Annotated in this window: 1 protein-coding gene (only partly in view); it reads left to right on the forward strand. The window is 75.9% G+C overall.

The genetic code is table 11. From position 1 onward, the window contains the following. Nucleotides 1-19 precede the first annotated feature (19 nt). A protein-coding gene (locus tag AC0OO9_RS27195; protein WP_484513356.1) for a type I polyketide synthase crosses the window boundary here: on the forward strand, nt 20-16,190 show its 5' portion. It continues 13,667 nt past the right edge of the window; only the first 16,171 of its 29,838 coding nucleotides appear in the window; its start codon is at nt 20-22; its stop codon lies off the right edge, out of view.

A 16,190-nucleotide genomic window follows, 5' to 3' on the forward strand; every position in this document is an offset into this window, starting at 1 on the left:
CCCCAGTACGGAGCTCATGATGTCTACGTCCGCAGACAAGGTCGTCGAGGCGCTTCGCGCCTCGCTCAAGGAGACGGGCCGCCTCCGTCAGCTCAACCAGCAGCTGACCGCTGCCGCCCGGGAGCCCATCGCGATCGTCGCGATGTCCTGCCGCTACCCGGGCGGCGTGGCCAGCCCCGAGCAGCTCTGGGACCTGGTGGCCTCCGGCAGCGACGCCATCGGCGGTTTCCCGACCGACCGGGGCTGGGACCTGGCCAACCTGTACGACCCGGACGCCGACCGGGCCGGCCACTCCACCACCCGGGAGGGCGGCTTCCTCTACGACGCGGCCGACTTCGACGCCGAGTTCTTCGGCATCTCGCCGCGCGAGGCCGTGGCGATGGACCCGCAGCAGCGGCTGCTGCTGGAGACGTCGTGGGAGGCGTTCGAGCAGGCCCGGATCGCACCCGCGTCCATGCGCGGGCAGAAGGTCGGCGTCTTCGTCGGGACCGCCGCCAACGGCTACGGCGTGGGCCCGCAGACCGAGGTCGAGGGCACCGACGAGGGCTACCTGCTGACCGGCACGGCCACCAGCATCGTCTCGGGGCGGATCGCGTACGCCCTCGGCCTGGAGGGCCCCGCCGTCACTGTCGACACCGCCTGCTCGTCGTCGCTGGTCGCCCTGCACCTGGCCTGCCAGGCGCTGCGGCAGGGCGACTTCGACCTGGCCCTGGCCGGCGGCGTCTGCGTGATGGCCACCCCCGCCCCGTTCGTGGGCTTCTCCCGGCAGCGGGGGCTCGCCCCCGACGGCCGGTGCAAGTCGTTCGCCGCCGCCGCCGACGGCACCGGCTGGTCCGAGGGCGTCGGCATCCTGCTGGTGGAGCGGCTGTCGGACGCCCAGCGCAAGGGGCACCCCGTCCTTGCCGTGATCGCCGGCAGCGCCGTCAACCAGGACGGCGCGTCCAACGGCCTCACCGCCCCCAACGGGCCGGCCCAGCAGCGGGTGATCCGGCAGGCCCTCGCGAACGCCCGGCTGACCACGGCCGACGTGGACGCCGTCGAGGCGCACGGCACCGGCACCGTGCTCGGCGACCCGATCGAGGCGCAGGCGCTGCTGGCCACGTACGGGCGGGACCGGCCCGCCGACCGGCCGCTGCTGCTCGGCTCGATCAAGTCGAACATCGGTCACAGCCAGTCCGCCGCGGGCGTGGCCGGCGTGATCAAGATGGTGATGGCGATGCGGCACGGGCTCGTGCCGTCCACCCTGCACGTCGACGAGCCGACGCCGAAGGTGGACTGGTCGGCCGGCGAGGTGTCGCTGGTGACCGAGGCGACGCCGTGGCCGGTGACCGACCGTCCCCGCCGGGCGGCCGTCTCGTCGTTCGGCATCTCCGGCACCAACGCGCACACCATCCTGGAGGAGCCGCCCGCCGTCGAGACCGCGGCCCCCGCCGACGCCGGCCCGGCCCCCGCCCTGCCGGCGGTGCCCGTGCTGCTGTCCGCCCGGTCGGAGGCCGCGCTGAGGGCGCAGGCGGGCCGCTGGGCCCGGTGGCTGGACGACGACGAGACCCTCCGGCCGGTGGACGTCGGCTGGTCGTCGGTGGTGTCGCGCTCCGCGCTGGAGCACCGCGCGGTCCTCACCGCCACCGACCGTGGGGACCTGCTGGCCGGGCTGCGCGCCCTCGCCGCCGGCCAGCCGTCCGGCGCGGTCGTCGCCGCTCAGGCCGCCGACCGGGGCCCGCTCGCGGTGCTCTTCTCCGGCCAGGGCGCGCAGCGCGCCGGCATGGGCCGGGAGCTGTACGCCGAGTTCCCCGTCTTCGCCGCCGCGCTCGACGAGGCGTGCGCGCAGCTCGACCCGCTGCTGCCGCGCCCGCTGAAGGAGGTGCTGTTCGCGCCCGAGGGTTCCGCCGAGGCGGAGCTGCTGGACCAGACCGTGTTCACCCAGGCCGGGTTGTTCGCCGTCGAGGTGGCGCTGTTCCGGCTCGTCGAGTCGTACGGCGTGGTGCCGGACTTCGTGGGCGGGCACTCGATCGGTGAGGTCGCGGCCGCGCACGTGGCCGGGGTGTTGTCCCTGGCGGATGCGGCGGCGCTGGTGGCGGCGCGGGGTCGGTTGATGCAGGCGCTGCCCACGGGCGGTGGGATGCTGGCCGTCGCGGCCGCCGAGGCTGACGTGCTCGCCACGCTCGACGGCCTGGCCGGCGTGGGGATCGCGGCCGTGAACGGGCCGACCTCGGTGGTGGTCTCCGGTGCCGTCGAGGCGTTGGACGAGGTGGAGCGGCTCTGGCGGGAGCGGGGCGCGCGTACGCGTCGGCTCGCGGTGAGTCACGCGTTCCACAGTCCGTTGATGGAGCCGATGCTGGCCGAGTTCCGGGCGGTCCTGGACGGGTTGACGTTCGCCGCGCCGGTGCTGCCGGTGGTGTCGAACGTGACCGGGGCGCTCGCCGACGCCGACGAGGTCCGCACCGCCGACTACTGGGTGCGCCACGTCCGCGAGGCCGTCCGCTACGCCGACGGGGTCACCGCCCTGCGGGCCGCCGGGGCGGACACGTTCCTGGAGATCGGCCCGCGCAGCGTACTGACCGCGATGACCCGGGACGTGCTGAGCGGGCAGGAGCCGGCGGACGCCGACGACGACACCCCGGTCATCGCCGTGCCCGTCCTGCGCGCCGACCGCCCCGAGGCGCGGGCCCTGCTCGCCGCTCTCTCCGAGCTGCACGTCAACGGCGCGCCCGTCGACTGGCCGGCCCTCTACGCCGGCGCCGGCGCGACCCCGGTCGCCCTGCCCACGTACGCGTTCCAGCGGCAGCGCTACTGGCCCGAGCAGATGCCGGTCTCGGTCACCGGCCCGGTCAGCCCGGACGTGGTGGACGTCGAGTTCTGGTCGGCGGTGGAACGCTCCGACGTGGCGGCCCTCGCCGCGCAGTTCGGCGACGACGGGGCGGACGTCCTGGCCCCGGCCCTGCCGGTCCTGTCGTCCTGGCGCAAGGCCCGGCTGCGGGACGCGGTCGTCGACGGCTGGTCGTACCGGGTGGTGTGGAAGCGGACCGCCGCCCCCGCGCCGGTCATCCCGTCCGGCCGCTGGCTGCTTGTCGAACCGGCCGGCGACGTCCCCACGACGGATTGGGCCGAGGCGCTCGCGGGGGCGCTGACCGCCGCCGGCGGCGAGGTGTCCCGGCTGGCGGTGGACCCGACGGCGGAGCGCGAGCAGGTGACGGCGCGGGTGGCCGAGGCCGTGGGGGACACCCCGTTCACCGGGATCGTCTCCCTGCTGGGCCTGCTGGACCGACCGCACCCCGGCCAGCCGGCGGTGCCGCTCGGCACGGCCGCCACGATGACGCTGGTGCAGGCCCTGCACGCCGCCGACGTCGCCGCGCCACTGTGGACGGTTACCCGGGGCGCGGTCGGCACCGGGGACGCCGACCCGGTCCGCAGCGTCGCCCAGGGCGGACTGTGGGGCCTGGCCCGGGTCGCCGGGCTGGAACACCCGCAGCTCTGGGGCGGCCTCGTCGACCTGCCGGACGGGCCCGACCGAAGCGACTGGGACCACCTGGTGGGCGTCCTGACCGGCGGCGGTTCCGAGGACCAGGTCGCCGTACGGCCCTCGGGCGTCTTCGTACGCCGACTGGTGCGCGCCACGCCGGCGGCCGTGGGCACGGTCGAGCGCTGGCAGCCGTCGGGCACCGTGTTGATCACCGGCGGCACCGGGGCGCTCGGCGCCCACGTGGCCCGCTGGGCGGCGGCCAACGGTGCGGCGCACGTCGTGCTGACCAGCCGCCGGGGCGAGCACGCCCCCGGCGCGGCGGAGCTGCGCGACGAGCTGACCGGGCTCGGCGCCCGGGTGACCCTGGTCGCCGCCGACATGGCCGACCGCGCCCGGGTCGAGGCGCTGCTGCGCGACGTCGACGCCGACCCGGCGCCGCTGACGGCGGTGGTGCACGCCGCCGGGGTGGGCCAGCTGAACATGCTTGCCGACACCGACCTCGCCGGGCTGGCCGCAGTGCTGGACGGCAAGATCGCCGGTGCCGTGCACCTGGACGAGCTGCTGGGCGACCGGCCGCTCGACGCGTTCGTGCTCTTCTCCTCCATCGCCGGCATCTGGGGCAGCGGCGGACAGGCCGCGTACGCCGCCGGCAACGCCTTCCTCGACGCGCTCGCCGAGCGGCGCCGCGCCCGCGGCCTGGCCGCCACCGCCGTGGCCTGGGGACCCTGGGCCGAGGGCGGCATGGCCAGCGGCGAGGGTCAGGAACTGCTGGCCCGGCGCGGCCTCAGCCCCATGTCGCCGGCCCAGGCCGTGTACGCGCTGCGCAGCGCCGTCGGCCGGGCCATGCCGTCGGTGACCGTGGCGGACGTCGACTGGTCCCTGTTCACCCCGGCGTTCGCCGCCGCCCGCGCCCGCCCCCTGCTCGACGACATCGCCGAGGCGCGCGACGCCCTGCGCGTGGTCGACGCCGAACCGGAGGACACCGCCGGCGGTGGGCTGCGGCAGCACCTGCTGACGCTGCCCCGCGCCGAGCAGGACCGCCACCTGACCGACCTCGTACGCACGCACACCGCCGCCGTGCTCGGCCACTCCGGCACCGAGCTGGTCAAGGCGAACCGGGCGTTCAAGGAGCTGGGCTTCGACTCGCTGACCGCCGTCGAGCTGCGCAACCGGCTCGGTGCCGCCACCGGGCTGACCCTGCCCACCACCCTGGTCTTCGACTACCCGAACCCGGCCGCCCTCGCCGACCACCTGTCGGCGACGCTGCGCCTGCACGAGGTCGACACCGTCACCACCTGGGGTCCCGCCGGGCCGGTCGACGACGACCCGATCGTCATCGTCGGCATGAGCTGCCGGTACCCGGGCGGCGTGGCCAACCCGGACGACCTGTGGGACCTGGTCGCCACCGGACGCGACGGGATCAGCGGCTTCCCCGACGACCGGAACTGGGACATGGGCCGGCTGCTGGCCGTCGACGCCGACGGGCGGCCCGTGTCGCACACCCGCGAGGGCGGCTTCGTCGACGGCGCCACCACGTTCGACCCCGGCTTCTTCGGCATCTCGCCCCGCGAGGCGGTCGCCATGGACCCGCAGCAGCGCCTGCTGCTGGAGGCGTCCTGGGAGGCCGTCGAGCAGGCCGGCATCGACCCGGACGAGCTGCGCGGCAGCCGTACCGGCGTCTTCGTCGGCGCCTCCCCGTCGGGCTACGGCACCACCGACACCCCGGCGGAGCTGGCCGGATACCAGCTCACGGGCGGCGCGCACAGCGTCATCTCCGGCCGGGTGTCGTACACCTTCGGGCTGGAGGGCCCGGCGGTGACGGTCGACACCGCCTGCTCGTCGTCGCTGGTGGCGGTGCACCTGGCCGCCCAGGCGCTGCGCGGCGGCGAGTGCGACATGGCGCTGGCCGGCGGCGTCACCGTCATGGTGACCCCGGGCGCCTTCGTCGAGTTCTCCCGCCAGGGCGGCCTCGCCCCGGACGGGCGCTGCAAGTCCTTCGCCGCCGACGCCGACGGCACCGGCTGGTCGGAGGGCGTCGGCGTGCTGCTGGTCCAGCGGCTCTCCGACGCCCGGCGGCAGGGCCGCCAGGTGCTCGCCGTGATCGCCGGCAGCGCCGTCAACCAGGACGGCGCGTCCAACGGCCTGACCGCCCCCAACGGGCCCGCCCAGCAGCGGGTGATCCGGCAGGCCCTCGCGAACGCCCGGCTGACCACGGCCGACGTGGACGCCGTGGAGGCGCACGGTACGGGCACGACCCTGGGCGACCCCATTGAGGCGCAGGCGCTGCTGGCCACCTACGGCCAGGGCCGCCCCGCCGACCGGCCGCTGCTGCTCGGCTCGATCAAGTCGAACATCGGGCACAGCCAGGCCGCCGCCGGCGTCGCCGGCATGATCAAGATGGTGCAGGCGATGCGGCACGGCCTGCTCCCGCGGACCCTGCACCTCGACGAGCCGACCCCCCACGTGGACTGGACCGCGGGCGCGGTGTCCCTGCTGGCCGAGGCGCGCCCCTGGCCGGCCGTGGACCGGCCGCGCCGGGCCGCCGTGTCGTCGTTCGGCATCAGCGGTACGAACGTCCACCTGATCCTGGAGCAGCCGCCCGCGCCGACCGGCGGGGACGAGCCGGAGGCCGAGGGCGAGCCGTCGCGGACGCCGTCCGTGCTGCCGGTGCTGCTCTCGGCCCGGGACGCGGCCGGACTGTCGGCGCAGGCCGACCGCTGGGCGCAGTGGCGCAGCGGCACCCGGACCTCGCGCCCGCTCGACGTGGCCTGGTCGTCGGTGGCGTCGCGGTCCGTGCTGGAGCACCGGGCGGTCGTGTCCGGTGCGACCCGCGACGAGCTGCTGGCGGGCCTCGAAGCCGTGGCGGCGGGCGAGCCCTCGACCGGCGTGCTCACCGGCCCGGGTACTCAGCGCGGTCAGCTCGCCCTGCTGTTCTCCGGTCAGGGCGCGCAGCGCGCCGGCATGGGTCGGGAGTTGTCGGCGGAGTTCCCGGTGTTCGCGGCCGCGCTGGACGAGGTGTGTGTGCACCTGGATCCGTTGTTGCCGCGTCCGCTGCGGGAGGTGCTGTTCGCGTCGTCGGGTTCCGCCGAGGCGGAGTTGCTGGATCAGACGGTGTTCACGCAGGCCGGGTTGTTCGCGGTCGAGGTGGCGCTGTTCCGCCTGGTGGAGTCGTTCGGGGTCGTTCCGGACATGCTGGCCGGTCACTCGATCGGCGAGGTCACGGCGGCGCATGTCGCCGGGGTGTTGTCGCTGGCCGACGCGTGCGCCCTCGTGGCCGCGCGGGGCCGGTTGATGCAGGCGCTGCCGACCGGTGGCGGGATGCTGGCGGTGGCCGCCGACGAGGCTGCGGTGGCGGAGTCTCTCGCTGGGCTGACCGACCGCGTGGGCATCGCGGCGGTCAACGGTCCCGCCGCAGTGGTGGTTTCCGGTGCCGTCGAGGCCCTGGACGAGGTGGAGCGGGTCTGGCGGGAGCGGGGCGTGCGTACCCGCCGGCTGACGGTGAGCCATGCGTTCCACAGCCCGTTGATGGAGCCGATGCTGGCCGAGTTCCGCACGGTCCTGGAGGGGCTGACGTTCGCCGCGCCGTTGCTGCCGGTCGTGTCGAACGTGACCGGTGCCCTGGCCGGCGACGAGATCCGCACGGCCGACTACTGGGTGCGGCACGTCCGGGAGGCCGTGCGCTTCGCCGACGGGATCACCGCCCTGCGCGAGGCGGGCGTGGACACGTTCCTGGAGGTCGGCCCGCAGAGCGTGCTGACCGCGATGGCCGCCGACGTGCTGCCCGCCGACGAGGGTGTGCTGGCCGTGGCGGTGCAGCGCCGGGACCGTCCGGCGGCGCACGCGCTGCTGCACGCCCTCGCGGAGCTGTACGTGCACGGCGTTTCGGTGACCTGGCAGTCGTGGTTCGCCGACACCGGCGCGCGCCGCGTGGACCTGCCCACGTACGCCTTCCACCGCGAGCGGTACTGGCTGCCGCCGGCCGGCCAGTCGGCCGACGTCTCCGGGGCCGGCCTCGGCGTGGCGCGCCACCCGCTGCTCGGCGCGGCGGTCTCGGTCGCCGGCGAGGACATGGTCGTGCTGACCGGCCGGCTGTCGGTGTCGACCCACCCGTGGCTCGCCGACCACGTCATCTCCGGCGCCGTGATCGTGCCCGGCACCGCCCTGGTGGACCTCGTCGTCCGGGCGGGCGACGAGGTCGGTGCCTCCCGCGTCCGCGAGCTGACCGTGCTCGCCCCGCTCATGCTGCCCGCCACCGGCGGCGGAGTACGGGTACAGGTCCGGGTCGGTCCCGTCGACGGGACCGGCAGCCGCTCGGTGACCGTGCACTCCCAGCCCGAGGACGACCCCGAGTCGGGCTGGACCCGGCACGCCGACGGCCTCGTCAACGCCCCCACGGCCGACGAGCCCACGGTGGGCGCGTGGCCGCCGCCCGGCGCGTCCGAGGTGGACGTCACCGGCTGGTACCCGGCGGTGGCCGAGCACGGACTCTCCTACGGACCGGTCTTCCGGGGCCTGCGGCGGGCGTGGAGCGCCGAGGGCGAGGTGTTCGCCGAGGTCGCCCTCCCCGACGAGGTGCTCGGGGACCCGGCGGGATTCGGGGTGCACCCGGCCCTGCTGGACGCCGCCCTGCACCCCGTCGGGCTGCTGCCCGCCGACGGGGCCGGCGGCGGGGCCCGCGTGCCGTTCGCGTTCGAAGGCGTGCAGGTCCACGCGGTCGGGGCCCGGACGCTCCGGGTCCGCCTCACCGCCACCGGCAACTCCGTGCGGCTGGTCGCCGTCGACGAGACCGGTGTGCCGGTGGTGTCGGTGGACTCGCTGACGCTGCGCGAGCTGACCGGCATGGCGGCGCCGTCCGACGAGGCGCACCGCTCCCTGTTCGAGGTGTCCTGGCAGCCCGAGCAGATCACCGCGCCCGACGGCGCGTACGACTGGGCCGTGCTCGGTGACCGGCCGCTCGACGGCGCGCCGCAGCTTCCGGCGTACGCCGAGGTCGCGGCCGTGGCCACGGCGGTGACGGACGGAACGGCCCCCGCTCCCGCGGCGCTGCTGCTGCCCGTCTCCCCGGCGGCGCCCGGGGCGGACCTGCCCGACGCGGCGCGGTCGGTCACGGCGGACGTCCTCGGCGCGGTGCAGGCCTGGCTGGCCGCCGATGCCCTGGCGGACTCGCGGCTGGTCGTGGTGACCCGTGGCGCGGTGGCCACCGGCACGGCCGACCGCGTCACCGACCTGGCGGGCGCCACGGTCTGGGGCCTGCTGCGCTCGGCCCAGTCGGAACACCCCGGCCGGATCGTGCTGGCCGACCTCGAACCGGGCGTCGACCTGGACGCCGACCTGCTGGCCCTGCTCGCCGCCGCCGCCGCCGACGACCCCGCCCTCGGCGGGCAGCTCGCGGTGCGGGCGGGCACGGCGTACCTGCCGCGGCTGGTCCGCGCCACCGGCGACGCGCGCACCCCGGCGACCCTCGGCCGGGGGACCGTCCTCGTCACCGGCGGCACCGGCTCGCTCGGCGCCCTGGTGTCCGAACACCTCGTCACCGCGTACGGCGTGCGTTCGCTGGTGCTGGCGTCCCGCCAGGGCCCGGCGGCCCCCGGCGCCGACGACCTGGTGCAGCGGCTGGCCGCGCTGGGCGCGAGCGCCCGGGTGGTCGCCACGGACGTGACCGACCGCGAGCGCGTCGGCGAGCTGGTCCGGGCGATCACCGCCGAGGACCGCCTGGCCGGGGTGGTGCACACCGCCGGCGTCCTCGACGACGGCGTCGTCAGCGGGATCACCGCCGAGCGGCTGGCGGACGTGCTGGCCCCGAAGGTCACGGCCGGCTGGTGGCTGCACGAGGCGACCGCCGAGCTGGACCTCGACCTGTTCGTGCTCTTCTCCTCCGTCGCCGGGGTGCTCGGCTCTCCCGGCCAGGCCGCCTACGCGGCCGGCAACGCCTTCCTGGACGCCCTCGCCGTGCTGCGGGCGCAGCGCGGACTGCCCGCGGTCAGCCTCGCGTGGGGCATGTGGGACACGGACGGCATGGCCGCGTCGATCAACGACACCGACCGGGCCCGGGTGACCCGGGCCGGTCTGGTCCCGATGACCGCACCGGTCGGGCTCGGGCTGTGGGACGCCGCCCTGGCCCACGGTGGCGCGGCGCTGGTGCCGGCGGTGGTCGACCTGCCCGCCATGCGGGCGCAGACCGCCGCCGGCCGGGTGCCGGTGATGCTGCGGGCCCTGGTGGGACCGGGCACGAAGCGCCGCCGCTCCGGCTCCGGCGCCTGGGTCGACCGGCTGGCCGGGCTCGACCCGCAGGAGGCGCGCACGCAGGTGGCCCTGCTGGTCCGGGGGATGATCGCGCAGGTCCTCGGTCACGGCGGCGCCGAGGCGGTGCCGGCGGACCGGGCGTTCCGGGAACTGGGCTTCGACTCGCTGACCGCCGTCGAGCTGCGCAACCGGATCAACGGCGCGACCGGGCTGCGGCTCACGTCGACGCTCGTCTTCGACTACCCGACCCCCGGCGCTCTGTCGGAGCACCTGTACGAGCAGCTGTCCGGCCAGGTCGCCGACCAGCAGCAGGCCGTGCGGGCGACCACCGTCGACGAGCCGATCGCGATCGTCGGCATGGCCTGCCGCTACCCGGGTGGCGTGACGAACCCGCAGCAGTTGTGGGACCTGGTCGCCGCCGGGGCCGACGGCATCGGCGAGTTCCCCACCGACCGGGGCTGGGAACTCGACCGGCTCTTCCACCCGGACCCGGACAACCCCGGCACGTCGTACACCCGGCACGGTGGCTTCCTGTACGGGGCCGCCGAGTTCGACCCGGACTTCTTCGGCATCTCGCCGCGCGAGGCGATCGCGATGGACCCGCAGCAGCGGCTGCTGCTGGAGACCTCCTGGGAGACGTTCGAGTCGGCCGGTCTCGACCCGCAGCGGTTGCGCGGCAGCCGGACCGGCGTGTTCGCCGGCCTGATGTACCACGACTACGCCTCCGGCGTGCAGGACCTGCCCGAGGGCGTGGGCGGCTACCTCGGCACCGGCACCTCCGGCAGCGTGCTGTCCGGTCGGGTGGCGTACACGTTCGGCCTGGAGGGCCCGGCGGTCACCGTCGACACGGCGTGCTCGTCGTCGCTGGTGGCGCTGCACCTCGCGGTGCAGGCGCTGCGCAGCGGCGAGTGCGATCTGGCGCTGGCCGGTGGCGTGACGGTCATGGCGACGCCCGGCACGTTCATCGAGTTCTCCCGGCAGCGCGGGCTGTCGGCCGACGGCCGGTGCAAGTCGTTCGCCGCGGCGGCCGACGGCACGGGCTGGTCCGAGGGCGTCGGCGTGCTGCTCGTGCAGCGCCTCTCCGACGCCCGGCGCGAGGGCCGGCGGGTCCTGGCGGTGGTACGCGGATCGGCGATCAACCAGGACGGCGCGTCGAACGGGCTGACCGCCCCGAACGGTCCCTCGCAGCAGCGGGTGATCCGGCAGGCCCTGGCGAACGCGCGGCTCACCACCGCCGACGTGGACGCCGTCGAGGCGCACGGCACCGGCACCACCCTCGGCGACCCGATCGAGGCGCAGGCCCTGCTGGCGACGTACGGGCAGGACCGGCCGCAGGACCGGCCGCTGTGGCTTGGCTCGATCAAGTCGAACATCGGCCACACCCAGGCCGCCGCCGGGGTGGCCGGCATCATCAAGATGATCATGGCGATGCGCCACGGGCTGCTGCCGTCCACGCTGCACGTCGACGAGCCGTCCCCGCACATCGAGTGGAGCGCTGGGGCGGTCTCCCTGCTCACCGAGGCACGCGACTGGCCCGTGGCGGGCCGGCCGCGCCGCGCGGCGGTCTCGTCGTTCGGCGTCAGCGGCACCAACGCGCACGTCATCATCGAGCAGCCCCCCGCCGAGGCGGAGCCCACCCGGGGCGCGGGCGCGCCGACGCCCGCCGCCGGATCGCTGCCCGCCCCCGTGCTGCTGTCGGCCCGGTCCGAGGCCGCCGTCGCGGCCCAGGCGGAGCGCTGGGCCCGCTGGATCGCCGGCGACGAGGAACTGCGCCCCGTCGACGTCGGCTGGTCGTCGACGGCCAGCCGGGCCGTGCTGGAGCACCGCGCGGTGATCACCGCGACGGACCGGGACGAACTGCTGACCGGGCTGCGCGCCCTCGCCGCCGGCGAGTCGGCCGCCACCGTGGTCACCGGCACGGGCGCGACGCGTACGCACCTTGCTGTGCTCTTCTCCGGCCAGGGCGCGCAGCGCGCCGGGATGGGCCGGGAACTGTCCGAGGCGTTCCCGGTGTTCGCGACCGCGCTGGACGAGGTGTGCGCGCAGCTCGACCCGCTGCTGCCGCGCCCGCTGCGGGAGGTGCTGTTCGCGTCGTCGGGTTCCGCCGAGGCGGAGTTGCTGGACCAGACGGTGTTCACGCAGGCCGGGTTGTTCGCGGTCGAGGTGGCGCTGTTCCGGCTGGTGGAGTCGTTCGGGGTCGTGCCGGACGTGCTGGCCGGCCACTCGATCGGCGAGGTCACGGCGGCGTACGTGGCCGGGGTGCTGTCCCTGGCCGACGCGTGCGCCCTCGTCGCCGCGCGGGGCCGGTTGATGCAGGCGCTGCCCACGGGCGGCGGCATGTTGGCCGTGGCCGCCGACGAGGACGCCGTGGCGGAGTCGATCGCCGGGCTGACCGACCGCCTCGGCATCGCTGCCGTCAACGGGCCCACCGCCGTGGTGGTGTCGGGTGCCGTCGAGGCCCTCGACGAGGTGGAGCAGGCCTGGCGGGACCGGGGCGTGCGTACCCGCCGGCTCACCGTCAGCCACGCGTTCCACAGCCCCCTGATGGCGCCGATGCTCGACGAGTTCCGCGCCGTCCTGGCGGGGCTGACGTTCCGGGCACCGCTGCTGCCGGTGGTGTCGAACCTGACCGGCGCGCTCGCCGATCCACAGGAGATCACCCGCGCCGAGTACTGGGTGCGGCACGTGCGGGAGGCCGTCCGCTACGCCGACGGCATCGCCGCCCTGCGGGCCACCGGGGTCGACACCTTCCTGGAGATCGGCCCGCAGAGCGTCCTGACCGCGATGAACGCCGACCTGCTCGCCGAGGACGCGCTCGCGGTGGCCGTCCAGCGCCGGGACCGGCCCGCCCCGCAGGCACTGCTGCACGCCCTCGCCGACCTGCACGTCCACGGCGTCCCGGTGACCTGGACGCAGTGGTTCACCGACGCCGGCGCCGCCCGGGTCGACCTGCCGACGTACGCCTTCCAGCACCAGCGGTACTGGCTCGGCGCGGGCCAGGCGCGTACCGCCGACGTGTCCGGCGCCGGCCTCGGCGTGGCCGGGCACCCGCTGCTCGGCGCGGCGGTCACCGTCGCCGGCGCGGACATGGTGGTGCTGACCGGCCGGCTGTCCCTCGCCACCCACGCGTGGCTCGCCGACCACGTCGTCTCCGGCGCGGTCATCGTGCCCGGCACCGCCCTGGTGGAGCTGGCCGTCCGGGCCGGCGACGAGGTGGGCGCGTCGCGGGTGCGGGAGCTGACCGTGGCCGCGCCGCTGGTGCTGCCGGAGGCCGGCGCGGTGCGGGTGCAGGTGCGCGTCGGCGCGGCCGACGAGGCCGGCACCCGGGTCGTGGCGGTGCACTCGCAGGCCGAGGGCGACCCGGAGGCCGACTGGGTCCACCACGCGGAGGGCGTGCTGGAGCCGGCGACGGCCGACGAGCCGAGCCTGGGGGAGTGGCCCCCGACCGGCGCGTCCGAGCTGGACGTCACGGGCTGGTACCCGACGCTTGCGGAGCACGGCCTGACGTACGGGCCGGTGTTCCGGGGGCTGCGCCGGGTGTGGACCGCCGGCGACGACGTGTACGCCGAGGTCGTGTTGCCGGACGAGGCGGCGACGGAGGCGGCGCGCTTCGGCGTGCACCCGGCCCTGCTGGACGCCGCCCTGCACCCGATCGGGCTGCTGCCCGGCACCGAGGGTTCGGGCGGTGCGCGGGTGCCGTTCGCGTTCGAGGGTGTGCAGGTGCACGCCTCGGGCGCGCGGGTGCTGCGGGTGCGGCTGTCGCGTACGGGTTCGGCGGTGCGGCTGGTCGCGTGCGACGAGTCGGGCGCGGCCGTGGTGTCGGTCGACTCCCTCGCCCTGCGCGAGCTGACCGGCGTGACCGCGGCGGGCGCGGCGGCCCGCGCGATGTTCGAACTCACCTGGCAGGCCGAGGAGATCACCGCCGCCGGGGACCTCTCCGGGTGGGCGCTGGTCGGCTCGCCGGCAACCGCCGACCTGCCGGCGTACGGCGACGTCGAGGCGCTCGTCGAGGCGGTCGACGCCGGCCGGACGGCCGCACCGAAGGCGCTGCTGCTGCCGCTCGACGCGTCGGAGACGGCCGTCCCCGACGCGGTACGCGCGGCGACCACGGCCGTGCTGGCGGCCGTCCGGTCCTGGCTGGCGGCCGACGCGCTGTCCGAGTCGCGGCTGGTGGTGGTGACCCGGGGCGCGGTGTCGGTGGGTGCCGAGGACCGGGTGACGGATCTGGGCGGTGCGGCGGTGTGGGGTCTGCTGCGGTCGGCGCAGTCGGAGCACCCGGGCCGCATCGTGCTGGCGGACGTCGACGGCGACGTGGACGCCGGGCTGTTGGGCGTGCTGGCCACGGTGGCCGACGAGCCGGTGGCGTTCGGTGGTCAGGTCGCGGTGCGTGCGGGTGGGGTGTTCGTGCCGCGTCTGGTGCGCGCGGTCGCTCCGGCGGCGGTGGAGACGCCGGTCGTGGGTGACGGTGCGGTGCTGGTGACCGGTGGTACGGGTGCGTTGGGTGCGCTGGTCGCGGAGCACCTGGTGTCGGTGCACGGGGTGCGCTCGCTGGTGCTGGTGTCGCGGCGTGGCCCGGAGGCTGCGGGCGCTGGCGAACTGTCGGAGCGGCTGACGGCGCTGGGCGCGTCGGTGCGGGTGGTCGCCTGTGACGTGACGGACCGGGATCAGGTGTCCGGGCTGGTGGCCGAGGTCGCCGCCGGGGAACGCCTGGCGGGTGTGGTGCACACCGCCGGTGTCCTGGACGACGGGGTGATCGAGCGGGTCACCGAGGAGCGTCTGGCGGGGGTGTTGGCGCCGAAGGTGTCGGCGGGTTGGTTCCTGCACGAGGCGACGGCATCACTGGATCTCGACCTGTTCGTGGTGTTCTCGTCGGTGGCGGGTGTGCTCGGCTCGCCTGGTCAGTCGGCGTACGCGGCGGGTAACGCGTTCCTGGACGGGTTGGCGGTGTACCGGCGGCAGCTCGGGTTGCCTACGGTGAGCCTCGCGTGGGGCATGTGGGACACCGCCGGCATGGCCGCCTCGATCGACGAGGCGGACCGGGCGCGCTCCGCGCGGGCTGGCCTGACGCCGATGAGCGCCGAGGTCGGGCTGGAGCTGTTCGACGCCGCCCTGGCGGCGGAGCGGCCGGCGTTGGTGCCGGCCGTGATCGACGTACCGGCGATGCGCGCAGCGCTCGGCGCCGGCCCGGTGCCGGCCGTGCTGCGTACCCTGATCGGGTCGACGGCGGCCCGGCGACGGGCCGCGCGGGGCGGCGACTGGGCCAACCAGCTCGCGGGCCTGGCGCCCGACGAGGCGCGCGCCCAGATCGACGTGCTGGTGCGGGGCCTGGTCGCGCAGGTGTTGGGGCACGGCGGCGCGGAGGCGGTGCCGGCGGACCGGGCGTTCCGGGAGCTGGGCTTCGACTCGCTGACGGCGGTGGACCTGCGTAACCGGCTGAACGCGGCCACGGGGCTGCGGCTGGCCTCGACGCTGGTCTTCGACTACCCGACCCCGGCCGTGCTCGCCGACCACCTGCACGAGCAGGTCTCCGGGCAGATCACCGCCCGCCAGACGGCGGTGCTCACCGCCAGCACCGACGAGCCGATCGCGATCGTGGGCATGGCCTGCCGCTACCCCGGTGGCGTCGAGAGCCCGGACCAGCTGTGGGCGTTGCTGGCCGGCGGCGGCGACGGGATCTCGGAGTTCCCCACCGATCGCGGCTGGGACCTGGAGAGCCTGTTCGACCCGGACCCGGAGCACAGCGGTACGTCGTACACGCGCCACGGTGGTTTCCTCTACGGGGCGGCCGAGTTCGACCCGGGCTTCTTCGGCATCTCGCCGCGCGAGGCCCTGGCGATGGACCCGCAGCAGCGGTTGCTGCTGGAGGCGTCGTGGGAGTCGTTCGAGTCCGCGGGTCTGGATCCGCAGCGGCTGCGGGGCAGCCGGACGGGTGTCTTCGCCGGCGTCATGTACCACGACTACGCCTCCCGCCTGATGGACCTGCCGCCGGACGCCGAGGGCTTCGTCGGCACGGGCACCTCGGGCAGCGTGCTGTCCGGGCGGGTGGCGTACACGTTCGGCCTCGAAGGCCCGGCCGTCACCGTCGACACCGCCTGTTCCTCCAGCCTCGTCGCGCTGCATCTTGCCGCGCAGGCGTTGCGCTCCGGTGAGTGCGATCTGGCGCTGGCCGGTGGCGTGACGGTGATGGCCACGCCGGGGACGTTCATCGAGTTCTCGCGGCAGCGCGGGTTGTCGCAGGACGGCCGCTGCAAGTCGTTCGCGGCTTCGGCCGACGGCACCGGCTGGTCGGAGGGCGTCGGCGTGCTGCTCGTGGAGCGGCTGTCGGACGCGCGGCGCAACGGGCACCGCGTGCTGGCGGTGGTACGCGGCACGGCCGTGAACCAGGACGGCGCGTCCAACGGCCTGACCGCGCCGAACGGCCCGTCGCAGCAGCGGGTGATCCGGCAGGCCCTGGCGAACGCCCGCCTGACCCCGGCCGACGTGGACG

This window comes from Micromonospora sp. USAFONa4, from assembly GCF_057197825.1.